Origin of the sequence: Pseudarthrobacter sp. IC2-21 (genome assembly GCF_034048115.1) — a bacterium.
Taxonomy (GTDB): domain Bacteria; phylum Actinomycetota; class Actinomycetes; order Actinomycetales; family Micrococcaceae; genus Arthrobacter; species Arthrobacter naphthalenicus.
Window position 1 is genome coordinate 19,136 of sequence record NZ_CP139145.1, and the last position, 22,572, is coordinate 41,707.

A 22,572-nucleotide genomic window follows, 5' to 3' on the forward strand; every position below is an offset into this window, starting at 1 on the left:
CTATGGCCTCAATTCGATGACCGTCTTGCCGATTCTCACGGGTACACCCAGGTCCACGGGCAGCGCCCGGGTCAGCTGCTGGTCGGCGAGGTAGGTGCCGTTCGTGGAGCCAAGGTCCTCAATGAACCAGCGGCTTCCCTGCGGGAACAGCCGGGCGTGGCGGCCCGAGGCGTAGTCATCCTCAAGAACGAGGGTGGCTTCCTGGGCGCGGCCCAGCAGGATGGGGCTGGCGGCCAGGGGGAGCGTGGTGCCTTTGAGCGGACCTTCGGTGACAACAAGCTGGTGGGCCTGCTGTTTGACCGGCTGCGGGGGAGCTTCGGCCAGTTCGGGGTTTTTCCGGACCTGACGCGCCGTGGGCGTACCCGCGGCAGCTTTCCGGCCCACCATGAGATCACGGCGCATGGCGGAGACGATGCTGAAGATCAGAACCCAGAGCAGGATCAGGAACCCGAACCGCAGGGCGGTAATGGTCAGTTCGCTCATGTCACTCACGGGCGGCCACCAGGGTTGGCGGGGAGCAGGCGGAAGATGATCTTTGTCCGTCCCATCGTGATTGTGGAGCCGTCTGTCAGTTCGGTGCTGCCCGCGACCTTGTGGCCGTTGACGTAGCTGCCGTTCGTGGACCCGAGGTCCATGGCGCTGGTCACGCCGCCTTCGGTGCGGATCTCCAGGTGGCGCCGCGAGACGCCGGTGTCATCCACCAGAATGTCAGCTTCGGACGAGCGTCCGAGGACGATGGAGGGGGCATTGAGTGAATACCGCTGGCCGTCGATGTCCAGCACAGGCTGGAGCCGGACCGGTTGCCGTGTAGGGGCTGCCGGAAGGTTGGGCCTGGGCGCCGGGGCGGCGGGGGAACCGGAAGACTTCTCCGTGGAGGAGGCAATTTCGAAGTCCCCGGCACGCAGCTCCTCGGCACGGCGGAACGAGATCCGGACCGGCCCCTGCAAGGTGTAGCCCTGGCTGCGGACGTGGTTGATGACAACATCACAGAGTTCTTCGGCGAGGGGCGTTCCCCATTCCTGGGCTCTGGTGAAGTCGTTGTCACTGAGTTCGACGTCAAAAACGTTGGGGGCCAGCGTGCGGCCGGCGGCAACGGTGAGGGCCTTATGGTCGAGTTCGCGGCGGAGGCGGCTGGCGATTTCAACCGGTTCCACCTGGGCCCGCGAGCCGGTGGAGAAGACACCGCGGACGGCCTTTTCGATGCCGCGCTCGACCTTGTCCAGCAATCCCATGGTCCTTCTCCTTTCCCCCCGGCTGCGGGGCAGTAATCGTTCCGGAACTCAACCAGCAGCGCAGGTAAGTATGCGGTGCTCCGCCGTGCAGCGGCAGGCACTACTACATCAGATACTACTGGGCAGGCATGTGAATGACCTTAATCCCCAACGGCCGGGCGGCCGGAAAAGTTCGGTTTTCCGCGCTGGAAGCTCGGTTCTCCGGGGTTGTTGCGGAGGCCTTGAGAGCTCAATTGGTGTTTTACCTCTGATGTCCGTTATGCTTGATCTCGCTGCTTTTACAAGGTTGCGGACCGGGGAAACCCGCCGCGATTCGAGGAAAAGAAGTTGCGCGCGAGTGGCGGAACGGCAGACGCGCTGGCTTCAGGTGCCAGTGTCCGAAAGGGCGTGGGGGTTCAAATCCCCCCTCGCGCACGCATTGGAAGGAACCCCGGTCTTCGGACCGGGGTTCCTTCTGTTTAACGCCGTGACGGGTTCATGCCGCTGCCGCCGGCTTTTCCCCTCCGGATGGTCTTTTCCCTAAGTAACGCCGCGGGGAAAAGACCGTGCTGCGGGGAGTCTTAGCCAGTTTGCCGCGCGGAAGCCTTGAACCGGCGTCGGGAATTCGCCAGGTGAGCCCGCATTGCGGCGGCGGCCGCGCTTTCATCACCGTCAGCGATGGCGGCGGCGATGGACCGGTGCTCGTGGACCACCTGGTCGAAGTGGTCGCGTGCGTAATGCTCGACGTCGGTGAGCAGCCGGGTGCGCGGCATCGCGATCATGGTGTGGCCGAGTGCGGCAATGCAGTCGGTATAAAAGGGGTTGCCGGAGGCGGCTGCGATGGCGCGGTGGAACTCAAAATCCGCCTTCATGGCGTGGCCGGGATGCCCGGCACTGGCGGTGAACTGGTCCAGGGCGGAGTTGATGGTCCTGAGCTGGCGTTCCGAGTGGTTCCGGGCGGCCAGGGCGGCTCCCTCAGCCTCCACGCCTAGCCGGAAGTCCAGCAGATGCAGGCGGTCCTCAGCGCTTGCCACTGGGCGGCTGCCGGGAACGGGCTGGTGACCGTCGTCGGGCGGGGTCAGCGCGAAGCTGCCCCGCCCGCGCTCGGTTTCCACGAGGCCCTCGGCCTGGAGCCGTGTCAGCGCCGAACGCACCACGGTGCGGCTGACACTAAATTCCCCCATCAGTTCGTTCTCGCTGGGAAGTTTGTCTCCAGGCTGGATGGCACCGTCCACGATGCGGGTGCGAAGCTCTGCGGTGAGGTCCGCGGTCAGGTTCCGGGTCATGCGTTCAAGGTTACGCGCCGAACTCCACGGACTCGGTGGTCCAGGCGCGGGCCTGGTCACTGAGGGTTACGCCCAGGCCGGGACGGTCAGGCACGATCATCCGGCCGTCTTTCGTTTCGAGGCGTTCGTTGAAGAGCGGGTCCAGCCAGTCGAAGTGCTCCACCCACGGCTCGCGCGGATAGGCTGCTGCGAGGTGCAGGTGGATTTCCATGGCGAAGTGCGGCGCCAGGCCCAGCCCGCGTTCGTCCGCCAATGCGGCCAGGCGCAGGAACTGGGTGATGCCGCCCACGCGGGGGGCGTCCGGCTGGATGATGTCGCAGCCGTTGGCGTTGATAAGGCCCTTGTGTTCGGCCACTGAGGCGAGCATTTCGCCGGTGGCGATAGGCGTGTCCAGGACATTCGCGAGGTGGGCGTGGCCTTCGAAGTCGTAGGCGTCCAGCGGCTCTTCGATCCAGATGAGGTTGAACTGCTCCAGCTGCCGGCCCATCCGCAGGGCGGTGGCACGGTCCCACTGCTGGTTGGCGTCCACCATCAGGGGAACGTCCCAGCCGATGTGTTCGCGGATGCCCGCCACACGGCGCAGGTCCTCTTTGGTATCGGGGAGGCCCACCTTGATCTTGATGCCGCCGATGCCTTCTTCGAGCAGGACGGTGGCCCGTGCCTTCACTTCCTCGAGGGAGGCGTTGAGGAAGCCGCCGGACGTGTTGTACGCCTGGACGGAGTCCCGGTATGCGCCGAGGAACTTGGCCAGCGACAGGCCGGCGCGCTTGGCCTTGAGGTCGTAGAGGGCGATGTCGATGGCGGCTAGGGCCTGGGTGGCGACGCCGGAGCGGCCCACGGAGGCGCCGGCCCAGAGGAGCTTGGTATAGATCTTGCCGATGTCGTTGGGGTCTTCACCGATGAGTCCTTCGGCGACTTCCTTGGCATGCGCGTACTGGGCGGGGCCGCCGGCGCGCTTGGAGTAGCTGAAGCCCAGGCCGGTGTGGCCGAGTTCGGTGGTGATCTCGGCGAAGAGGAACACCACTTCGGTCATGGGCTTCTGGCGGCCGGTGAAAACCTTGGCATCACTGATGGGGACGGCCAGCGGGAGCCGGGCGGTGGAAAGTTTGACATGCCGGATGAAGTCGACGGTACTCATGAATGCTCCTCGAAAGCAGGCTGGCCGGGCTGCATTGCCCTGCTACTTAGGATACAAGTCAACTACTTGTATTACAAGCATTGCACCGGCATCCCAGGTGTGGCACCCATGCCAAAGTGGATGCCACACCTCGGAAGCAGAACTACTGTGTGACCTCGAACGTGACGGTCTCGGTGAACTCGCGGCCGTGCACGTCGATCGCGGTGACCCGGGCGGTGTGCCCGCCGACGGCCAGGTCGGACGGTAACTGGAGACGCCACAGGTGTGAGGTGCGGTCGTGCAGGCCGCCGCCATGCACCAGCTGCTCGAGGGTCGCGACCGGGTCGGTGTACTCGGCGCCGATCAGCGGGACATCGTTGGCGGTCATCGGTTGGGTCCGCGTGGCCTCGGTGACCGCGCCGCCGTCGAGGGATACCTTCACGGTGGAGCCGGTGGAACCCATCCAGAAGTTGGTGGTCAGCCAGGTCTCACTGAGTTCGCCTTGGGTTACGGCGTTCGGGTTCTCGGGGGCCGGGGCCTTGCCGCGCTGGTTCCGGTATTCGTCGAACCAAGCACGGTAGGTCGGGGAGTTGATCCCCAGTGCCATCTGGTCGGAGCCGTCGTCACCGGTGGCGGTGAAGCGCTCTTTGATTTCCGTGTTCTTGATATCCAGCGTCAGCACGCCCGGAGGAGTTCCGTCGCGCTGGACTGCGGTGGGGAAGCCCGCTTCAAGCACTCGGCCGTTGTACCACTGGCCGGACACTGCCGGGACGGTCAGGTGAGTGAACGGAAGACCGGCCTCGCCGAGCTTCTCAGTCCAGCCGGCCATCAGGTCGCCCTGGCGGAGGTTCTCAGACATGTGGGTGTGCCCCGCGAGGGAGACCACTTCACGGCCCTTGAGGATCTCGTAGATTTCACCGATCTGGGCGTGAGTGTAGCCGCTGGAGTAGAAGAACTCGTGCAGCGGAGCGTGCGAGGCGATCACGATCGCCTTGTTTTTGGGTACGGTGGCGACGTCCTGGCGCAGCCATTCGAGCTGACGTTCGCCCAGACCGTACGCGTAGCTGCCCTTCTTAGCCGGGATCACCGTCGGGTACTGGATGTTGCTGAGTGCAACCACGTGTGCCTTGCCGGCGTCGTAGGAGTAATACTCCGGGCCGAACTGGGCACGGTAGGTGTCGAATTCATGCTCGCCGTCGAGTGCGTCGAAGTCCAGGTCGTGGTTGCCGGGCAGGAAGCGGGCCGGCCCGTTGAGCATGGAGGTCAGTTCGCGGGTCTGTGAGTAGAAGGACAGGTCATCGCCCACGATGTCGCCGATGAACAGGGCGCCGCAGCCGGCGTAGTCGCTGCGGGCGGCCAGGTCGGTGAAGACGCCGTCGCGTGCGAACTCCACCTCTTTCTGATTGTAGGTCTGGACATCGGCGCCGACCACGCAGTGCTGTTCCGGAGACTGGGTTAGTTCACTCTGGGCCAGCGGGAAGTTCACCTTGTCCGGTAGGGCGCCGGAAGGGGCGATGCCCCCGTACTTCAGCTCCGGGGAGCCTGCCGGCAGATGGTGATAGAAGAACTGGGCGACGTTGTTTGCATCGACGGGCACCTGGTAGCCGCGTGGCTGGGTCACGAAGGCGGTCATGTTTTCAAAGGCCGGCAGCTCATAGCGGCCCTGGCCGTCGGTCGTGACAACGTCGCGGCCGTTGGAGACGGTCACCCCAGGCAGGCCCGGCTCGCCGGATTCCTGCGTGGAGTTCCTGTTTTTGTCGTCGAACACGGTTCCGTCGAGGGTCTGCTGGTCTGCCGTCGGGGCCTTGATGACCTCGACTCCTCCGCGGTACGCGGAGGAATCCCAGCCTGCCTCGGCTGGAGCGGCAAAGGCGGACACCGTAGGGCCAACCATTGCCCCGGTGGCGAGCAGAGCCAGGGCACCGGTCAGGCGCAGCGGGCCGGACAACCGTTTAGGGTGGGGTTTGAGGGAAGGATGCACGAAATTAGACCTCCGGTTGAGTGATGTGGGCCGGTCCGTAGCCGGCCATGCAACTCTTTCCCAGTTTGGTAAACGGCAGTCAAAAGGGAAACGATGCGCACCTCGCCGGCCGGCAACCCTACCCCTCCGGTTGTTCAACGAAGGGGTAAATCAATCCGATATCCTTCTCCCGGCTTCGGTAAACGGCGCCGACGAGCCGAATGGGTGCCTCCGCCGAACTACCCCACCAGCCAGGCGACACCCACGAGCGCCCCCACGCTGAGCACGGTGGTGCACAGGATGACGTCACGGGCCACGGTCATGCCGCGGCCGTAGGGAGAAGCGAAGAGGAAGACGTTCTGGGCCGTGGGCAAGGCTGCCATGATCACGCTGGCCAGGAGGTGCTGCCCCTCCAGGCCAAAGACAAACCGGCCCAGCACCCACACCACCGCCGGCATGCCGGCACTCTTGAGGAACGTGGCCACGAGCGTTTCAACCCGGCCGTCGTCCTTCTGCAGCGGCGCGCGCCCGGCGAGGGACAAGCCGAAGGCCAGCAGAACCATTGGAACGGCTCCGCCCGCCAGCATGTCGACGGGTTTCTGCAGCACATCAGGTGCATCCCAGCCGGTCAGTGCCACCACCACGCCCAGTGCCGACGCGATGATCATGGGATTCGCGAACGGCGTGAGCAGCGTCTTTTTCCATGAAAGCGGGGACCCTGAGGCCAACCCCATCACGGTGAGGTAGAACGGCGCCATCACCAGGAGCTGGACCAGCAGCACCGGAGCCACGTGCTGGGCGGTGCCCACCGCATAGAGGGACACCGGAATGCCGATGTTGTTGGCGTTCGCGTAACTGCTGGCCATGGCCCCGACGGCGGTCTCCGCCACAGGACGCCGGAAGAACAGGAAACTCGCCAGGGCATAGAGAAGCCCCACTATCGCTGCCGAGAGCAGCGCCAGCGGGGCGTCGGTTCCGAGCGCGGCCGGGATGTCGCTGCCGGCCACCACCGTAAACAGCAGGGCGGGGTTGGTGACGTAGTAGGCGGTGCGGGTCAGTGCACCTTGGACCTCCGGGCCCAAAATCCTCAGCCGGGCGCAAAGGTAGCCCACAAAGATGACGGCGGAGACGATCAGGATGCCGGATACAACGCCGCCCACACATGCGCCCTTCTATTGAACTGTATTGAACTGTTGGGCTCCGCACGGCCGCTTCCCCTTGGAAGGATGACCGGCCGTGCGGAACCGTACGGCGGAGACCCTAGCGCACCAGGCAGGGCCGCTTCGGGTCGAAGGACCAGCCGTCCACGTAATACTGCATGCCGATGCTGTCGTCCCGGGCGTCCAGTCCGTGCTGCAGGTACAGCTCGTGCGCCTTGTCCAGTGCAGCGCGGTCCAGTTCGATGCCCAGCCCGGGAGCGGAGGGCACCGAGATGGCGCCGTCCCTAATCTGCAGCGGGTTCTTGGTCAGCCCCTGGCCGTCCTGCCAGATCCAGTGCGTGTCCAGTGCGGTGATCTCGCCCGGCGCGGCCGCACCGGTGTGGGTGAACATGGCCAGCGAGATGTCGAAGTGGTTGTTCGAGTGCGATCCCCAGGTCAGCCCGAACTCGTTGCACAGCTGCGCCACCCGGACCGATCCGGACATGGTCCAGAAGTGCGGGTCCGCCAGCGGAATGTCCACGGCGTTGCTGCGGACGGCGTGCGACATCTCGCGCCAGTCCGTGGCGATCATGTTGGTGGCCGTCTTCAGGCCCGTGGCGCGGCGGAATTCGGCCATGACCTCGCGGCCGGAGAACCGGCCTTCGGCACCGCACGGATCCTCGGCGTACGCCACAGCACCCTGCATCCGCTTGCCCAGCCGGATGGCCTCCTCCAGGAGCCAGCCGCCGTTCGGATCAAGGGTGACCCGGGCCTCCGGGAAACGCTCGTGCAGCGCGGTAACCACATCCACTTCGTCGTCCCCGGACAGCACGCCGCCCTTGAGCTTGAAGTCGCTGAAGCCATACCGCTCCTGCGCGGCTTCGGCCAGGGCCACCACCGCTTCGGGCGTCATGGCCTCCTGCCGGCGGAGCTTTTCCCACCGGTCCGACGGCGCGTCCTCCACCAGGTACGGCAGGTCGGTCCGGGCGTGGTCTCCAATAAAGAAGAGGTAGCCGAGCATGGGCACCGACGTGCGCTGCTGCCCGTCACCGAGCAGCTCCGCGACGGGAACGTCCAGGAACTGGCCGTGCAGGTCCAGCAGGGCAGATTCGACGGCGGTGACTGCGTGGACCGTGGTGCGCAGGTCGAACGTCTGCAGGCCGCGGCCGTCGGCGTCGCGGTCTGCGAATTCCGCGGCAACTTCCCGCAGCAGGGAACGGTAGCGCGCCACCGGCTTGCCGCTGATCAGCGCCCCGGCTTCCTCGATGGTGGCCTTGATCTTCTCGCCGCCGGGCACTTCGCCCAGGCCGGTGCGCCCGTCCGAGTCGGTCATGATGACCACGTTGCGGGTAAAGAACGGGCCGTGCGCGCCGCTGAGGTTCATCAGCATGCTGTCGTGGCCGGCCACCGGGACAACCTCCACGCGGGCAACAGTGGGCTGGGTGCTCATGCGTTGACCTCCGCATCTGCGGCAACCACAGTGCCGTCGACCCGCCGGTTGAGCTGCCACGGATTCTCATCCTGCAGCGGAGCCGGCAGCAGTTCCGGGGGGAGGTTCTGGTAGGCCACCGGCCGGAGGAACCTGTTGATGGCGAGGGTGCCCACGGAGGTGGTGCGGGAATCCGAGGTGGCCGGGAAGGGTCCGCCGTGGACCATGGCGTGGCCCACTTCGACGCCGGTGGGCCAGCCGTTCACGATGATGCGCCCCACTTTCTGCTCGAGCGCGGGAATCAGGGGTGCCGCCGTCGCGTAATCCGCCTCGGTAAGCTGCAGCGACGCGGTGAGCTGGCCCTCGAGCCGGCCGATGGCGTCCAGCAGTTCCGCGGTGGACGAGTAGCGGATCACCAGCGATGCTGCGCCGAAGATCTCCTGGTGCAGCACGTGGTTGGTGACAAAGTCCCGGACCTGCGTGCCGAAAATGGCGGGGGCGGGGGCGTTCTCGGTGGGACCCGGAGTGCCCTGCCCAACGACGGTGACGCCATCGGCCGAACCAAGGGCTTCGGCGCCGGCGTTCCAGGATCCCGCGATTCCCTCGGTGAGCATCGTTTGTCCCGCGCAGGCGGAAACGGCGCGGCCGACGGCGGCAGCAAGTTTGTCACCCAGCTCACCTGCGGGGGCGAACAGGAGTCCGGGGGAGGTGCAGAGCTGGCCTGAGCTTCCGGTCACGGCAGCGACATAGGCGGCGGCCAGAGCATCGATCTGTTCGGCGGAGCCGCTGAGGGCACCCTCGAACACAAAGACGGGATTCAGCGAGGACATTTCGGCGTACACGGGAATCGGTTCGGGCCGGGCGGCGGCGGTGCGCATCAGCGCGATGCCGGCGGACTGGGATCCGGTGAAGCCCACGGCCTTGATGGCGGGGTCGGCCACGAGGGCCTGGCCAATGCTGCTGCCGGGGCCGTAGATCAGGGAGAAGACGCCGGGGTGCAGGCCGGCATCGGCAACCGCTTTGGCGATGGCGTGGCCCACCAGTTCGCCGGTGCCGGGGTGGGCGTTATGGGCCTTGAACACCACCGGGCAGCCGGCGGCGAGGGCGGACGCGGTGTCGCCGCCCGACGTCGAGAAGGCCAGGGGGAAGTTGCTCGCGCCGAACACGGCCACCGGACCGAGCGGGATCTGGCGCTGGCGGATGTCAGCGCGGGGCATCGGTGTGCGGTCCGGGATGGCGGGGTCGATGCGGACGCCGCGGTGATCGCCCTGGCGGACCACGTTGGCGAAGAGCCGCAGCTGCCCGGTGGTGCGGGCGCGTTCGCCGGTCAGCCGGGCGGCAGGCAGGCCGGTTTCCTGGCCGGCCCGGACGATCAGTTCATCGCCGATGGCCTCAATGTTGTCCGCAACGGCGTCCAGGAACGCCGCGTGAGCTGCGGGATCCAGCGTGCTGAACGAGGGGTAGGCAGCCGCGGCGGCGGAGGTCGCCGTCGTGAGCTGATCCTCGGTGATCAGCGAGTACGCGGGCTCGAGCTGTTCGTTGGTGGCGGGGTTGAAGCCGAAGGCTGTTGTGCCGCCGCCGACGACGGCCTGGCCGGCGATGAGGGAATGTCCGGTGAGTGTCACTGTGGTTACTCCTTGGAGTGGGGGATCAGGAGATGGTGGCGATGAGGGTTTTGAGGTCCGCCAGGTTCTGTAGCGGCGGGCGGACACCGCCGACCGGGCGGCCGATGACGTCCAGTCCGCCCTTGACGATGGACACAGAGTAGCCCTTCACGCGGTCGCGGATGTCCAGGTACGGAGTCGGGCCCCTGATGACGGGCCCGGAGGGGCGGCGGTTTCCTCGTGAAGACCGCCCCTCCGGCGGTCAGGCGGAGTGCGCCGCGGCCAATGTGGCCGACCGGATTCCGGCGGCGTCGACCAGCGTTGTCAGGTCGGCGATGTCCTGCTCAGTCAGGTCTTGGAGCGGCGGGCGAACGAATCCACCATCGCGTCCCACGGCTTTCAGCCCGCCCTTGACGATGGAGACGCCGTAGCCCTTGACCCGGTCACGGATTTCCAGATATGGGAGCACGAAGCGGTTAAGTTTCTCGGTGACGGCTGCGTGGTCTTGGTTCCGGACATCGCGGTAGAAGTCCAGCGCAAACTCCGGGACGAAGTTGTACATCGCCGAAGAATAGGTGCTCATTCCCAGCTGTAGTAGCGGCAGGGCAAAGGTCTCTGCCGTGGGAAGGCCGCCGAGGTAGAACAGACGGTCCCCGTTCTTTGAGTAGACCTTAGTCAGGTGCTCGATGTCGCCAGTTGCGTCCTTGAACCCGATGAAGTTCTCATGGCGTTCGGAGAGGCGGGCCACGGTGTCTGCCGAGTAGATGGCATTGGCGCGGTTGTAGACGATTACGCCGATGTCGGTGCTCGAGCATATGGTCGAGACGTGGCGTTCCAAGCCGGCCTGATCGCATTCAGTCAGGTAAGGAGGCAGAAGCAATAAGCCTTCTGCGCCCGCTGATTCCGCGTCCTTGGCGTTTTGGACGGCCTGCCCGGTCGCCCCGCCAGCGGAGGCTAGCACCGGGACCCGTGAGCCGGCTTCTTCGACCGCCATACGGACGACCCGGGCGTTTTCCTCGATTGAAAGGCTGAACCCCTCACCGGTCCCGCCCGCGGCGAAGAGGCCAGCTACATCAAAACTGGACTGCCAGTCCAGATGTTCACGGTACTTCTTTTCGTCGACGTTCAGCTCCGCGTCGAAAGCGGTCACGGGGAAGGACAGCAAGCCATCTTTGAGCTTGGCGGCGAGTTCCTGGGGTGCGTATTGGGCCACGGTTCATTGTCCTTTGCGGTGTGCGCCCGGCGGGCACAATTAGAATGGTTCTCCACCACCGTATGAACGCTTTTGATACTTGTCCAAGCCAATTATTGTATGGATTGATACTTAAAAGGTATTCTCCGGAGTTGCGCCTATGAGGTCCAACGTCGAAGTCCTCTGCGAAAGTGCCAGCGCCCGTGCGAAGCTACTGCACAGGAGGGCCCGCAAACCGGCGCGATAAGAGATCCAGTACCCTTTCGAGAGCAGGATTCCCGGACCCCCTCTTCCAGACGGCCTGAAGTTCCACAGGGTTTTCCCGACCGCCCCGGAACGGAAGATAGCTCACGCCCTGGTATCCCATAACCTTCGTCGATTCCGGAACCATGGCGATTCCGTGACCCCCGGCGACCAGAGCGATGATCGTGAGGATCTGGCTGGCAGTGTGGGCGACCAGGTCGCTGCTTGTCGGCACCTCGCGGACCGTTAGATCGTAGAAATATCGGGCCTTGATCGGCGAATGCATGACCATGGCTTCGGAGGCGACGTCTTCTGGCGTCAGAGGCCGGTCCAGCGCACACAATCTGTGTCCGGCCGGCACTGCGACGACGAGGGCCTCCCTGCCGACGGTCATGGCCTCGAAGACGCGGGAGTCTACGGGTGGTCGCCCCAGTCCCAGATCAATCTGGCCCATCTCGAGGGCGTTGAGTTGTTCGCTGGTGACCATTTCGCGAAGGTCGATGGAAATACCGACCAGTTCCGTGGATATCTCAGCTAGCAGCTTGCCGAGCAATCCGAAGCTAGATCCTGCGGTGAACCCGATGCGAATCAGACCCAGTGAGCCAGCCGCAATGCGCCGAGCCAATTCGGGTGCGCTCTCGGCGTGGGCCAGAAGGCTACGCGCTTCGGCCAGGAACGCCTTACCGGCCGGAGTGAGTACCACTTGGCGGTTGTCCCGGGTGAAGAGCAGAACCTTGATGTCCTTTTCCAGTTTCTGGATCTGTCGGCTCAGCGGGGGCTGCGTCATGTCCAGTCGCTCGGCAGCCCTGCCGAAATGGAGTTCTTCGGCCACGGCGACAAAGGCGCGCAGCTGGTCCAGTGAATACATAGTGTGGGTCACATTACCACCGAAAAAACTCGACGTTTCAAGGTGGCGACCGTCCCGGTCATGATGCTGGACAAAGGAACGTTCAAATGTTTAACTCTGTTCGTTGCTTCCACCCCTCCCCTCCCGCCAGGTTCGAAACCCTGCTTTTACACCTGGTCGAAGCACACTCTCTTTGCCTGAATCTGTCTACCCGGTTGAGCGGGGACTGAGGATCAGGCAAGCCAACCACTGAAATGGATAAATCTTATGAATCCCGAAATCACCTCGCGCCTGTCTGACCTGGAACTGCAACTGCCGCAGGCCTCCTTGCCCAAGTACGCGTATGAAGCCACCACCCGGTGGGGAGGCCTGCTGTTTGTTTCCGGGCAGATTCCCCGTCGCGATGGAGTGATCGAATTTACCGGAACCATGGACCCCGAAAAGGACATAAATATCGGGGTCCGCGCGGCTGAACTCTGTGCACTGAATATCCTGGCCCAGGTGGAAGCGGCCGTCGGGCTGGAAAACGTTGACCGACTTCTTAAGCTCAACGGCTATGTGGCCAGTTCCAGCGATTTCTTTGATCAGCCCTTGGTTATCGACGGGGCATCAAAGCTTCTTCGCTCGGTGCTAGGCGAGGCGGGCGGGCATTCCAGGACGGCGCTCGGCGTTCGCATGCTTCCCGCCAATTCGATGGTCGAGATTGAGGCGCTGTTTGGGCTCCGGGAGTAGATCGCGACCGGAAGTCCGGCTTAACACCCGCCGCGGCCAATGTCTCAAGCGGGCGGGAGTTCGATACCTTTTGGGTCATGAAAGATGCTAAATAAGTTCTAGACAGGTATTGTTAAGTCCCCAATACTGGATCAAACGAGAACATCGAATCTTCCCGCCTGATAGTCCGAAATGCCGCTGCGACCATGGCAACGGGAATAGGACCCCCATTTTGTTTGAGAGGAATACCGTGAAGCAAGCAACGGTCAATGAGGACCGGCCCCCGCAGATCGAAAGTCCGCTGAAGGTCCAGCGCCCGGATGCCCGTAAGAAGCCGCTCTCCACTATCCTGCTGAACCCAGCGGTCAAGGCCATCCTCGGCTTGGCGATGATGCTGGCACTGTGGGAAGTCGTGGTCCGCATCTTCAAGATGCCGAAATTCCTGTTGGTTGGTCCGCTGGCGGCCTTTGAAGAACTCGCCGAACGCCCGCTGTTCTATCTGGAACACAGCTGGATCACCATGCAGGAGGCCTTGGCGGGCTTCGCATTGGGCGCGGCCTTGGGCATCGTCTGCGGAGCGGTGCTCTTTTATGTGCCGTTCGTCAGGCATTTCCTTTACCCGACGTTGATTGCCATCGACACCATCCCCAAGGTGGCATTGGCACCGTTGTTCATCGTCTGGTTCGGTTTCGGCTTCGAATCCAAGGCTTTCGTATCGATGGCCATCGCTTTTTTCCCATTGGTCATCAACACCTTCGACGGGCTGTCCTCGGTCCCCAACGAACTCCGGGAGCTGGCAAAGATCAACAAGGCCAGCCGTTTCATGCAGATGACGAAGATCGAGTTCATTTACGCTTTGCCCAACCTGTTTACCGGCATGAAGATCTCTATCTCCATGGCAGTGGGCGGCGCAGTTGTCGGCGAGTTCATTGCCGGCTCCTCGGGGCTCGGGCACATCGTGCTGCTGGCCAACAGTCAAGTGAACTTGGCCTCCATGTTCGCTGCCTTTATGGTTCTGGCGACGATCTCGCTGCTCTTGTTCCTCTTTATAGACCAGCTGGGCAAGAAGCTGCTGCCTTGGCGCGACGCAGGCAAGTAAAACCACTCTGATTGTCGTTATTTGAACTCCCCCTGATTTTGACTGCAGCCCCCAGGCTGCGAACCGGAAAGGCTCACACAATGAATGCGAAAGAAACGATCAAGAAGGCCCTCGGCAAGTCAGTGGCCGCCACCGCTGTGCTCGGTTTTGGTCTTGGCCTGGCGGGATGCGGTTCCGGGGCCAACGGTGCGGAGGGACTTAAAAAGGTCTCCATGATGACCGACGTTGCCTTCCTGCCCAAGCACGCTCCGTTCTTCTCGGCCGTCAAACAGGGTTTCTTCAAGGAAGAGGGAATCGACCTCGAATTGCTTCCGGGCTCGGGTTCCAACAACACGGTTGTGGCAGTGAACACCGGCAAGGTGGACTTCGGCTGGGCGGACTTCGGTGTCACTGTGCTGAACCAAGGCAAGGGAATGGGTGTCAAGCAAGTTGCCCTGGTTCAAGCCACAGACGCATATGCGACAGTGGCCTTGCCCGAAAGCGGGATCAAGTCGTGGGGAGATCTGAAGGGGAAGAAGGTGGCAACCGAGGGCGCCGGGGCGATGACCGCCATGTGGCCGCTGGCCATGCAAAAAGCAGGGCTCACCGAAGGTGACGTGACTGTCGTTCACGCGGCCAGCGAAGCGAAGATTCCCGGACTGCTGGCCAATCAGTGGGATGCCAACCTGGCACTCTTCGTTTCCGACGGCCCGGTGCTGGTCGGCATGGGCAAAGACCCGGTCATTCTGAAGTGGGGAGACCTCGGTTTCCACTTGTACGGCAATGGAATCGTGGCCAGTGACGAAAAAATCGCCAAGGACCCCGAGTTGGTCAAGAGCTTTAACCGCGCCATGACCAAGGGATTCTTGTGGTCCTGCCAGAACCAGGAACAGGCGGCAGCAGACCTTATGGAAAAGGTTAGTGGATTCGATCCGGCGGCAGTGAAAAACGCCCTCGACGGCCAGTGCAGCCTGACCTGGACGGAAGAGAACGAGGCCACAGGATTCGGGGCGATGAGCGATGCCGGGGTGGCCAAGTCCATCGATACGGCGGCCACCTACCTCGGCTTGCAAAACTCAGCACTCAAGCCCTCCGACGTGTACACCAACGATTTTGTTGAACCCATCAAGAAAGACACCAAAATTGCATTGCCGGGTAAGGACTCCTAACCGTGCATCGGATACAAAAAGCAACTGCTGAAATCGACGGATGCGCCGGAAAGGAATCATCATGAGCACTAGCGCTGTCATTGAAGTCAAAGACGTGGGCATGACCTACAAAACCAGGGATGGCCGGTTCCATACGGCCCTCGAAGGCTGCAACTTTGATGTTGCTCCCGGGGAATTCGTCTCGGTCGTCGGACAATCAGGTAGCGGAAAGACCACTCTGCTTCGAATCATCTCCGGGCTCATTTCTAACACCTCGGGTGAGGTCTTGCTCAAGGGTAAAGACGTCTCGTCGGCATTGCGTGAACTGGCGATGGTCTTCCAAGCGCCGGTGCTCCTGCCCTGGCGGAATAACTTGGACAATGTACTGCTACCGATGGAGTTCAGGAAAGCAGTGACCCCGGATGTCAAAGCGTACGCACGTGAATTGTTGGAGATGGCTGGGCTGGGAGATCAAGCAACAAAGTTCTCCTACGAACTTAGCGGTGGCATGCAGCAGCGGGTGGCCATCTGCCGGGCTTTGGTGTCCCGCCCCGACATCCTGCTTATGGACGAGCCGTTTGGTGCGCTCGATGCCATGACCCGAGACACGCTCAACTTCGAGCTTCAGCGCATTTGGCACGAAACAAAGCAGAGCGTACTGTTCGTGACCCACAGTATCCCCGAAGCGATCTGGTTGGCGGACCGGGTCATTGTCGTCGGCGACCGTCCCGGGCGCATTGTGGCCGACATTAAGATCGACATTCCCCGGCTGCGGACCCGCGAACACCGGTACTCACCGGAATTCGGCATTTATGAGCGCCAAATCGAAGCCCTGATCGGCACACCCGGAGCCATCAGCTAGACCTTGGCGCAACTACCCGGCTCTAACCACAACGAAGAACCGAAAGGCATGAGAATGCGACTGATCAGCAATGTTGAAGCCGTCCGCGAACGCTACGGGATCGACCCCGTGGGGCAGCTGCTCTTCACAAATATCCGGTTGGACTCCAAGAAGCTTGTAACCCCGCTCCTGGCGGAAACCACATCCGGCACGTTCCTGATGGCCCGGCAACAGGAAATGGGAAACCTGCTCTCGGCAGGTGTCGCCCTGGAGGACCTAAAGATGTACGAGCCGTGGGTAACCATCGACAAACGGATCACCGATGGCATCCCCGTCCTTCCCAAGTTCGTCGACGTCGTGGAGACACTGGCCGCCGGCAATCCCGTAGAGTTCGACGATGGCATCCCGCTGGCCCATTATCAGGCGATCGGCGATCGGGTTGCGGTCACCCTGCCCGAGGCCCCGGAACAGACGGTTCGGGCCTACGAAATCCAGGTCGGGGACGTTCTTGAAAAGTTCAAAAACCTGCGTGAATCCGGTGTCGGAGTCGCCCACTCCTTGGTGGACAGCATCGGACACCTCGCTGGTTTGGCCGAAGAATTCACGTCTGACGTTGACACCAGGTACACCGGACTTGAAATTCTTGCCGGTGATCTCGGTGTGGATGGCTTCCTGCTGGCCTCGCCACCGAACTTCTCTGAAGCCACCGGCCTCGAATCAGATGAAAGCACCGTGGCCCTGTGGGCGAGGGGAACCGACACCGTAGTGCTGATCGCGTCGGCCGATCGCATGGATATCCCCGGGGTGCCGAGAGGCAAATTCGACTCCGTGGCGCATGCAGTGGAACAGGTGCTGGGCGGGAAGACGTTGGGCGTCGAGGAACATTGGATCAGTGCCCGGCTGGGGGTCGAACTCGCCGAGCGCGGCCTGAAAACCTCCAACGCATCGATCCCGCTGGGACACTGGCGCGATATCCGCGACCACGAGGATCTGCCCTTCCAATTTATTGCGGCACGCGCCAGCGTCACCTGCATTGAACAGGCACTGGATTACGCACAGCGACAGATCAGCTCTGGCAACTTCCTGACCGAGAACGCCGTGTACGCGGTGTATCTGGAAGCGATCCAGTCGTTCAGGGAACTGCACTCAATCCCGTTCTGCATCGAACCATATTTCACTAACCTTCACTCCTCGACCCGGATGCTCTTCCCCGGTCCACCCACCGATTTCCCCTTGGATGGCGACACGAAGTGCATCCAGCTGGATGCTGGGGTCAAAGTCACCGGCGGCGGCGTGGTTCTGGCCACGAGCGATATGGCTCGCTCGTTGTTGCTGACACCAGAAGGTAAAGAAGCCTACGATCTGCTCACACGGATCATGCGCGAGGACATTATCGGTGCACTGAAGCCGGGAGTGGTCTGCTCGGATGTGCACGCCACGGCGATGGTGGCACTGACGGCGAACAGGCAGCGGCTGGAAGAACTGGGGATGCTGGCTACGGGGATCGAATTCGTTTCCGAGTACAAGAAGCGCAACGTCGGCCACCTCATGGGCAAGCAGGAGTCCTTCGCCAACGAGCTGCGCCCCGGCTACGACCATGTCCTGCATGTTGGCTCGATGGGTGCAGCAGAGATCCCTTGGCGATTTGGGGACCACGCGATCGGCACCGAGGACATGTGGTTCATCGGCAAGGACAAGACCTACGTGATGACATTGCTCTGAGCAAAAGGGGTTCGCGCGGGGCGAGCTGCTCCCCGAAAGTTGCCTGAGCCCGATATTCCATCGGGCTCAGGCACTGGCTGCGTTGACGAGATAAGGTCTCACAGTTAAGCCCAATGCCGCTCCCTTGTCGGCCCCCGCGTAAGCGCAATCTAAACCTCGAGCAGCACCTCTTGGTGGGTCATTTCGATCAATGGGGTGTAGCGAATGGGGCTATGAACTGCTCCCCGCTTACGGCCGAAAGTCACACACGCGGATTCGTATCGTTTTCAGAAGTCGTCTGCACTGGATTTTCGAAGTCTTCTGCGCTCCGCGTCTACAGTGACGCTAGCCCAGGGTTTCATGAGGACGCCGCTGAGCTGGCGTGTTAATCAGGGAAAGGGTGCTCTGAACTGGAAAAATAGTGGTTGTCGAGACCGTTATTTGCCGAGCGAGGGAGCACCCTTGCGATGCAAAAAGTCTACAGCTGGGTTTTCGTCCTTGCCGGTCAGTTTCACCGGCCAGTCGCTGATCTCCCACTCCGGGGTCAGTGTCCTGACAGGCTTCATGGACGCGCTGGGATTCGGCCGTCTCTGCGAAGACCGGCTCGGCCAGTTCGTTCCCTCGGGAGCGAAGCACCGGCCTGGCCGGCTGGTGGGTTCCCTGGCTGCGATGCCCGCCGCGGCCGTGGGACTCCTGCTCGCCACGGTGGGCCGCGACATCTTCACCGGCGAAAGCCGCTTCACCTTCGGCAACCTGCAGTTGGCGGACGGCATCGATTTTGTGCCCATCGCCATGGGCCTCTTCGGCCTCGGCGAGATCCTCTACAACCTCGAGGAGCGGCACCGGGCGGCCAAGGCGCCGTCGAAAGTCACCAACGTCTGGCCGTCCCGGAACGACCTGAAACAGGCTTCCGGCGCGATCACCCGAGGGTCCGTCCTCGGATTTTTCCTGGGGATCCTCCCCGGCGGCGGGGCAACCATCGCCTCCATGGCCTCGTACGCCATGGAGAAAAAGCGCGCCAAGCAGCCGGAGCGCTTCGGCAAGGGCGCCCCCGAAGGGGTGGCCGGACCGGAAACGGCGAACAATGCCGCGGCGACGTCGTCGTTCATCCCGCTGCTGACCCTGGGCATCCCCGCGAACGCCACCATGGCGCTGATGTTCGGTGCCCTGCTGATCCAGGGTGTCACCCCGGGGCCGCAGCTGGTGGAGCAGAACCCGGAGCTCTTCTGGGGTGTGGTGAATTCGATGTACATCGGCAACATCCTGCTGCTGATCATGAGCCTGCCGCTGGTGGGCATCTTCGTGAAGATCCTGCGCGTCCGGGCCGCCATCCTGGCACCCGTCACAGCGCTCATCACGCTGCTGGGCGCGTACACCATCAACAACAGCATGTTCGATGTGACGCTCGTGGTGGTGTTCGGCATCGTGGGCTACCTGATGAAGAAGTTCGGCTTTGAGCCCGGGCCGCTGGTCCTGGCCTTTGTGCTCGGCGAGCTGCTGGAAAGCTCCATGCGCCGCTCGCTGCTGGTGTTCGGCGGCGACCCCACCGGCTTCTTCGGCCGTCCCATTTCGGCCGTCCTGCTGGTGGTGTTTGTCCTGGTTGCGGTGCTCCCGGCCATCCGCAGCGCCGCAGCCAAGCGCAAGGCCTCCACGCCGGCCGTCCCGGCCGCCTCAGAAATCAAGGAGAAGGTATGAGCATCATTGTTGGATTTGTCCCCACCCCAGCCGGGGAGGCGGCACTCGTGGCGGGCATCGCCGAGGCCACCCTCCGGAAGGAGGACCTGGTGATCGTCAATTCGGCCCGCGAAGGCGCGCTGGTGGACAAGTCCGTGGCGCCGTCGGAGTTGCTGGCGGATGCTGCCCGCCGGGCCGAGGCTGCAGGGGTGACGGCAACGGTGATGCAGCCCCCGTATCTGAACGACCTTGCGGACGAGTTCCTGGAGGTGGCGCGGGAGGTGGATGCGTCCCTTATTGTGATCGGCTTGCGGCACCGTTCGCAGGTCGGAAAGTTCATCCTCGGCAGCCATGCCCAGCGGATCCTGATGCAGGCGGACCGGCCCGTGCTCGCGGTCAAGGCCGGCAACTCCCACTTCTAGGGGGCCCGACGGCGTCACACCGGGTGGGTGCCGACGGCCCACCGGGCTGGATTCTAAGCATACTTACCAATAGGCTGGGGCGGGGGAACTTCCCTTTCGATCAGAACGAGGTGAGAGCATGACGGACACTGAAAACATCAGCAAAGTTACGGACATCATCAACGATTCCCACATCGGGATGTTGACCACCATCAACGAAGAGGGCGCCCTGGTCAGCCGGCCCCTCGCCGTCCAGGATGTGAAGGAGGACGGCGATCTGTGGTTTTTCACCGGCCTCGACACCTCTCAGGTGGCGCATGTCCGGGCGGATCCCCGGGTGAACGTCTCCTTCGGCAAGCGCACCGAGTGGGTGTCCGTTGCGGGCACCGCCGAGGTGATCACGGACCGCGCCAAGATCCACGAAATGTGGAACCAGACCGTTGAGGCCTGGTACCCGGACGGACCGGACACCCCGGAGGTATGCCTGCTTCGGGTGGACTCGGAGTCGGCGGAGTACTGGACCAGCCCGGGCGGCACCGCGGCCACCGTGTTCCAGTGGGTGAAGTCGAAGGTCACCAACAGCCGGATGAGTGTGGGCGAAAGCGGCACCGTGGAGCTGTAGCACTTACCAACGCAAAGGCCGCCTCGCATCGGGGCGGCCTTTGTGCTGCCCTCCGGAGTGCCGGCCCTAATGCCGCGCGGTCAGCGTGGCGAGCACGGCCGGGAGCAGCACGTCATTCCGTCCCCAAAGCGGGTCCAGGATTTCCACGTACCAGGAGTCGGCAAGAAGCAGGGCAAGGGTTTCGTTGGTTTCGTCCGCCCAGTCCTGGATCTGCTCCTCGTCCACCGGGTTCTCACTGGAGCCCAGGACGGTGACCACCTCGTCGCCGTCGAGCGTGACCGGGATGGCGGCGCTGCTGGCCTCGCCGGGGGCGTGCGCCACCGTCACCAGGTCCGTGCGGGTGGACAGGGCAAGCAGATCAGCGGCCACGTCGGCGCTGCAGAATGCTGTGACGTACTGACGCTGGGCAGAATGATCGGTCCGCAGGCCGGGCTGGGATTCCTTGGTGAACAGCCCGTTCCGGTTGAGGGCGGCCAGCTCGGCGGCGATGGGTCCGGTTTCATCGTCGAAGCGCGCAGTGAAGGTGGCGGCCTGGTACTCGCTGTGGCCCTCCAGCCAGCGCGCCGTCAGTTCCCCCGCGGCTGCAAGGCTGGTGGCCTGCCGCCAGGCCCCTTTGTCCTCCAGGCGCCTGCCGGACTGGTCGCGGATGTCCGCTTCTGTGGGTTCCATCCTCGGATGCTACGGCGCCCCGCCGCCGGACTCCAGTGACGGCGACACAGCAGTTAACGTCCCGCCGGGATGCCCGCGGCCCTCTCCGCGGCGCTCAGGGCGAGGGCAAAGCGTTCGACGGCGGGAGCGTACCCCTGGTGCCGTTCTGCCCGCAGCTGTTCCGCCTCCCGCATGGCTTTGATCAGGGCCGACGTTTCGGGAAGCCGGACGTCCGTCATGCCCGGGTAGTCGATGCAGTTGGCGGGATCCAGTTCGTAGCGGCGCCAGCGTTCCAAGAGCATGTCATGGGCATCCTGCGCGGCCGAGTAGAGGGGACGCGCCCGGCGTTCCTGCCGGACACGCGAATGCCATGCCAGGATCCGCGGGCTGCTTCGGTGCGCGGCCACACCGGCACTGACGCCGAGCACAGTGAGCACCGCGCCGGACCAGGGTGCAGCCAGGGTGGAAATCAGGATCGCCGGAAGGGCCACGACGGATCCCATGAAGACGTCCCAGAACACGGTGTCGGGGGCACGCATGTCAGCCGCCGGCGTCGAATGGTGGCGGACCGCCAGAACGGTGGCAACCACCGCACAGACCAGCACCGCGCCCCAGAACACCAGCTGGAACGCTCCCATGAGGGCGGATTCTGCGAATGCCGGCACCGCGGCACCTCCCCGTATCAGGCCCGGCCCAGGATTCCGGACTGCTCCTTCCATTCCATCCCCTGCGGCCACCGGGGTCAATGGGTTGCAGGGGTTCCCGCCGGGTTCGCGCCCTGGCGGTTCCCGGCCGCGCTTCCGGCCGGTAGCTTGGGACCATGAGACTGAAAATGTGCAGCATCCATGTCACGGATCCCGCGGCCGCCCACACGTTCTACACCGAAACCTTGGGGTTCGAGACGCTCATGGCGATGCCCGAGCACAACCTCTTCATCATCAAGGATCCCGGCGCCGATGACAGTTCCGTGGGGCTGCTGCTGGAGCCCAGTGACAACCCGATCGGCGCGGACTACATGAACGCAGTGCACGACGCCGGGATGCCGGCCATCGTCTTCGGCGTACCGGACGTTCGGGCCGAGTATGAGCGGCTGGTGGCTGCCGGCGTGGAGTTCAAGGGCGAACCGTCGGAGAACCCGTACGGCATCACGGCCGTGTTCGAGGACGGCTGCGGCAACCTGGTGCAGCTGCACCAGGACTGAAAATCCCCTGACAGACAAGAAGCTTGTCCGCGGAGCCGGGCCTGACGGTCCGGATCCGCAGACAAGCTTCGATTTTTAAGGACTACTCAGCCTTCGGGCGGGCCTTCTTCGCGTCCTTTTTGGCGGCTTCGTCCTTGACCCGCTGGGCCTCGGCGCGCACGGCGGCGTGGGTGGCGCGTTCGGTGACCAGCCACGCCGGGGGAGCCTGCAGCAGCGCGGTGATTTCCGCCGTCGTCAGTGCTTCTTCAACGCCGCCGCGGGCCAGGCCGCTGATGGAGACGTTCAGTTTTTGGGCAACCACCGGGCGGGGGTGCGGGCCGTTGCGGCGCAGTTCGGCGAGCCACTCCGGCGGGTTGGCCTGGAGTTCGGCGAAGTCGGCGCGGGTGATGGTGGAATCCTGGAACTCCTGCGGTGTTGCGGGCAGGTAGATGCCAAGTTTCTTGGCAACGGTGGCCGGCTTCATGGACTGGGAGTTTGCAGAGGTCATGCTTCAAGGGTATCCGGGCGGGCGGTACTGTG

Annotated in this window: 22 protein-coding genes and 1 tRNA gene; 10 read left to right on the plus strand and 13 right to left on the minus strand. The window is 63.5% G+C overall.

Annotated features, from left to right (window positions below; all coding sequences use genetic code 11):
• Both SBP01_RS00110 and SBP01_RS00115 read right to left on the minus strand, forming a co-directional pair.
• Complete coding sequence (locus tag SBP01_RS00110) at nt 1-483, minus strand: FHA domain-containing protein (protein WP_275213140.1); 483 nt, start codon at nt 481-483, stop codon at nt 1-3.
• A 5-nt stretch (nt 484-488) separates the two neighbouring features.
• The gene (locus tag SBP01_RS00115; protein ID WP_320537034.1) at nt 489-1,232 is read right to left on the minus strand and encodes a DUF3662 and FHA domain-containing protein; all 744 of its coding nucleotides are present in this window, start codon (nt 1,230-1,232) and stop codon (nt 489-491) included.
• Nucleotides 1,233-1,563: 331 nt separating this feature from the next.
• Here SBP01_RS00115 and SBP01_RS00120 point away from each other — a divergent pair.
• Nucleotides 1,564-1,646 (plus strand) — tRNA-Leu (locus SBP01_RS00120).
• 146 nt (nt 1,647-1,792) lie between these two features.
• Here the strand turns inward: SBP01_RS00120 and SBP01_RS00125 are convergent.
• The 8 genes from SBP01_RS00125 to SBP01_RS00165 all read right to left on the minus strand — a co-directional run bounded on the left by SBP01_RS00125 (nt 1,793) and on the right by SBP01_RS00165 (nt 12,061).
• On the minus strand, nt 1,793-2,497 hold the full coding sequence (locus tag SBP01_RS00125) for a FadR/GntR family transcriptional regulator (protein ID WP_320537035.1): 705 nt from the start codon (nt 2,495-2,497) through the stop codon (nt 1,793-1,795).
• A 10-nt stretch (nt 2,498-2,507) separates the two neighbouring features.
• Nucleotides 2,508-3,635, minus strand: coding sequence for an L-talarate/galactarate dehydratase (locus SBP01_RS00130; RefSeq protein ID WP_320537036.1), 1,128 nt, complete (start codon nt 3,633-3,635; stop codon nt 2,508-2,510).
• Between the two features lie 142 nt (nt 3,636-3,777).
• A complete protein-coding gene (locus SBP01_RS00135) occupies nt 3,778-5,595 on the minus strand; it encodes a calcineurin-like phosphoesterase family protein (RefSeq protein ID WP_320537037.1) in 1,818 nt (605 codons plus the stop codon).
• A 218-nt stretch (nt 5,596-5,813) separates the two neighbouring features.
• Nucleotides 5,814-6,734, minus strand: a complete 921-nt coding sequence (locus tag SBP01_RS00140) for an AEC family transporter (protein WP_320537038.1) — start codon at nt 6,732-6,734, stop codon at nt 5,814-5,816.
• 100 nt (nt 6,735-6,834) lie between these two features.
• Nucleotides 6,835-8,163, minus strand: a complete 1,329-nt coding sequence (locus SBP01_RS00145; protein ID WP_320537039.1) for an enolase C-terminal domain-like protein — start codon at nt 8,161-8,163, stop codon at nt 6,835-6,837.
• Entirely contained in the window at nt 8,160-9,767 is a 1,608-nt protein-coding gene (locus SBP01_RS00150; RefSeq protein ID WP_320537040.1) for an aldehyde dehydrogenase (NADP(+)), read from the minus strand. The genes SBP01_RS00145 and SBP01_RS00150 overlap by 4 nt, the downstream gene beginning before the upstream one ends.
• Before the next feature lie 241 nt (nt 9,768-10,008).
• Nucleotides 10,009-10,959: a 5-dehydro-4-deoxyglucarate dehydratase gene (kdgD, locus tag SBP01_RS00160; protein WP_320537041.1), complete on the minus strand. Its 951-nt coding sequence runs from the start codon at nt 10,957-10,959 to the stop codon at nt 10,009-10,011.
• 190 nt (nt 10,960-11,149) lie between these two features.
• The gene (locus tag SBP01_RS00165; RefSeq protein WP_320537042.1) at nt 11,150-12,061 is read right to left on the minus strand and encodes a LysR family transcriptional regulator; all 912 of its coding nucleotides are present in this window, start codon (nt 12,059-12,061) and stop codon (nt 11,150-11,152) included.
• Between the two features lie 234 nt (nt 12,062-12,295).
• Here SBP01_RS00165 and SBP01_RS00170 point away from each other — a divergent pair, with 234 nt between their 5' ends.
• The 8 genes from SBP01_RS00170 (at nt 12,296) to SBP01_RS00205 (ending at nt 20,204) form a co-directional block, all read left to right on the plus strand.
• The gene (locus tag SBP01_RS00170) at nt 12,296-12,760 is read left to right on the plus strand and encodes a RidA family protein (RefSeq protein WP_320537043.1); all 465 of its coding nucleotides are present in this window, start codon (nt 12,296-12,298) and stop codon (nt 12,758-12,760) included.
• Between the two features lie 229 nt (nt 12,761-12,989).
• Nucleotides 12,990-13,838 carry an ABC transporter permease gene (locus SBP01_RS00175; RefSeq protein ID WP_320537044.1) on the plus strand — a complete coding sequence of 283 codons (849 nt, stop codon included), beginning with the start codon at nt 12,990-12,992 and terminating at the stop codon, nt 13,836-13,838.
• Between the two features lie 80 nt (nt 13,839-13,918).
• Nucleotides 13,919-14,986 (plus strand): ABC transporter substrate-binding protein, encoded by a 1,068-nt coding sequence (locus tag SBP01_RS00180; protein ID WP_320537045.1) that lies wholly within the window; start codon nt 13,919-13,921, stop codon nt 14,984-14,986.
• A 61-nt stretch (nt 14,987-15,047) separates the two neighbouring features.
• Nucleotides 15,048-15,827, plus strand: coding sequence for an ABC transporter ATP-binding protein (locus SBP01_RS00185; protein ID WP_320537046.1), 780 nt, complete (start codon nt 15,048-15,050; stop codon nt 15,825-15,827).
• A 3-nt stretch (nt 15,828-15,830) separates the two neighbouring features.
• Nucleotides 15,831-17,528 (plus strand): M24 family metallopeptidase, encoded by a 1,698-nt coding sequence (locus SBP01_RS00190; RefSeq protein ID WP_320537047.1) that lies wholly within the window; start codon nt 15,831-15,833, stop codon nt 17,526-17,528.
• A gap of 477 nt (nt 17,529-18,005) precedes the next feature.
• Nucleotides 18,006-19,202, plus strand: a complete 1,197-nt coding sequence (locus SBP01_RS00195) for a tripartite tricarboxylate transporter permease (protein WP_320537048.1) — start codon at nt 18,006-18,008, stop codon at nt 19,200-19,202.
• On the plus strand, nt 19,199-19,603 hold the full coding sequence (locus SBP01_RS00200; RefSeq protein ID WP_275212900.1) for a universal stress protein: 405 nt from the start codon (nt 19,199-19,201) through the stop codon (nt 19,601-19,603). The genes SBP01_RS00195 and SBP01_RS00200 overlap by 4 nt, the downstream gene beginning before the upstream one ends.
• Nucleotides 19,604-19,721: 118 nt before the next feature.
• A complete protein-coding gene (locus tag SBP01_RS00205) occupies nt 19,722-20,204 on the plus strand; it encodes a pyridoxamine 5'-phosphate oxidase family protein (RefSeq protein ID WP_320537049.1) in 483 nt (160 codons plus the stop codon).
• A gap of 66 nt (nt 20,205-20,270) precedes the next feature.
• Here SBP01_RS00205 and SBP01_RS00210 read toward each other — a convergent pair whose 3' ends face one another.
• Together SBP01_RS00210 and SBP01_RS00215 are read right to left on the minus strand one after the other, a co-directional pair.
• Nucleotides 20,271-20,873, minus strand: a complete 603-nt coding sequence (locus tag SBP01_RS00210) for a DUF6919 domain-containing protein (protein WP_320537050.1) — start codon at nt 20,871-20,873, stop codon at nt 20,271-20,273.
• Nucleotides 20,874-20,926: 53 nt separating this feature from the next.
• Nucleotides 20,927-21,517 (minus strand): hypothetical protein, encoded by a 591-nt coding sequence (locus SBP01_RS00215; RefSeq protein ID WP_320537051.1) that lies wholly within the window; start codon nt 21,515-21,517, stop codon nt 20,927-20,929.
• A gap of 155 nt (nt 21,518-21,672) precedes the next feature.
• Here SBP01_RS00215 and SBP01_RS00220 point away from each other — a divergent pair, with 155 nt between their 5' ends.
• Nucleotides 21,673-22,053 (plus strand): VOC family protein, encoded by a 381-nt coding sequence (locus SBP01_RS00220; RefSeq protein ID WP_320537052.1) that lies wholly within the window; start codon nt 21,673-21,675, stop codon nt 22,051-22,053.
• Between the two features lie 82 nt (nt 22,054-22,135).
• Here the strand turns inward: SBP01_RS00220 and SBP01_RS00225 are convergent, their stop codons facing one another.
• Complete coding sequence (locus SBP01_RS00225) at nt 22,136-22,540, minus strand: DUF5997 family protein (protein ID WP_275212894.1); 405 nt, start codon at nt 22,538-22,540, stop codon at nt 22,136-22,138.
• Between the last annotated feature and the right edge of the window lie 32 nt (nt 22,541-22,572).

Bases quoted from the DNA above. Each gene is read 5' to 3' on its own strand.
- SBP01_RS00225 (WP_275212894.1), bottom strand. From the start codon at position 22,540: ATGACCTCTGCAAACTCCCAGTCCATGAAGCCGGCCACCGTTGCCAAG.
- SBP01_RS00210 (WP_320537050.1), bottom strand. From the start codon at position 20,873: ATGGAACCCACAGAAGCGGACATCCGCGACCAGTCCGGCAGGCGCCTG.
- SBP01_RS00185 (WP_320537046.1), top strand. From the start codon at position 15,048: ATGAGCACTAGCGCTGTCATTGAAGTCAAAGACGTGGGCATGACCTAC.
- SBP01_RS00170 (WP_320537043.1), top strand. From the start codon at position 12,296: ATGAATCCCGAAATCACCTCGCGCCTGTCTGACCTGGAACTGCAACTG.
- SBP01_RS00220 (WP_320537052.1), top strand. From the start codon at position 21,673: ATGAGACTGAAAATGTGCAGCATCCATGTCACGGATCCCGCGGCCGCC.
- SBP01_RS00180 (WP_320537045.1), top strand. From the start codon at position 13,919: ATGAATGCGAAAGAAACGATCAAGAAGGCCCTCGGCAAGTCAGTGGCC.
- SBP01_RS00200 (WP_275212900.1), top strand. From the start codon at position 19,199: ATGAGCATCATTGTTGGATTTGTCCCCACCCCAGCCGGGGAGGCGGCA.
- SBP01_RS00205 (WP_320537049.1), top strand. From the start codon at position 19,722: ATGACGGACACTGAAAACATCAGCAAAGTTACGGACATCATCAACGAT.
- SBP01_RS00125 (WP_320537035.1), bottom strand. From the start codon at position 2,497: ATGACCCGGAACCTGACCGCGGACCTCACCGCAGAGCTTCGCACCCGC.
- SBP01_RS00110 (WP_275213140.1), bottom strand. From the start codon at position 483: ATGAGCGAACTGACCATTACCGCCCTGCGGTTCGGGTTCCTGATCCTG.
- SBP01_RS00145 (WP_320537039.1), bottom strand. From the start codon at position 8,163: ATGAGCACCCAGCCCACTGTTGCCCGCGTGGAGGTTGTCCCGGTGGCC.
- SBP01_RS00115 (WP_320537034.1), bottom strand. From the start codon at position 1,232: ATGGGATTGCTGGACAAGGTCGAGCGCGGCATCGAAAAGGCCGTCCGC.
- SBP01_RS00130 (WP_320537036.1), bottom strand. From the start codon at position 3,635: ATGAGTACCGTCGACTTCATCCGGCATGTCAAACTTTCCACCGCCCGG.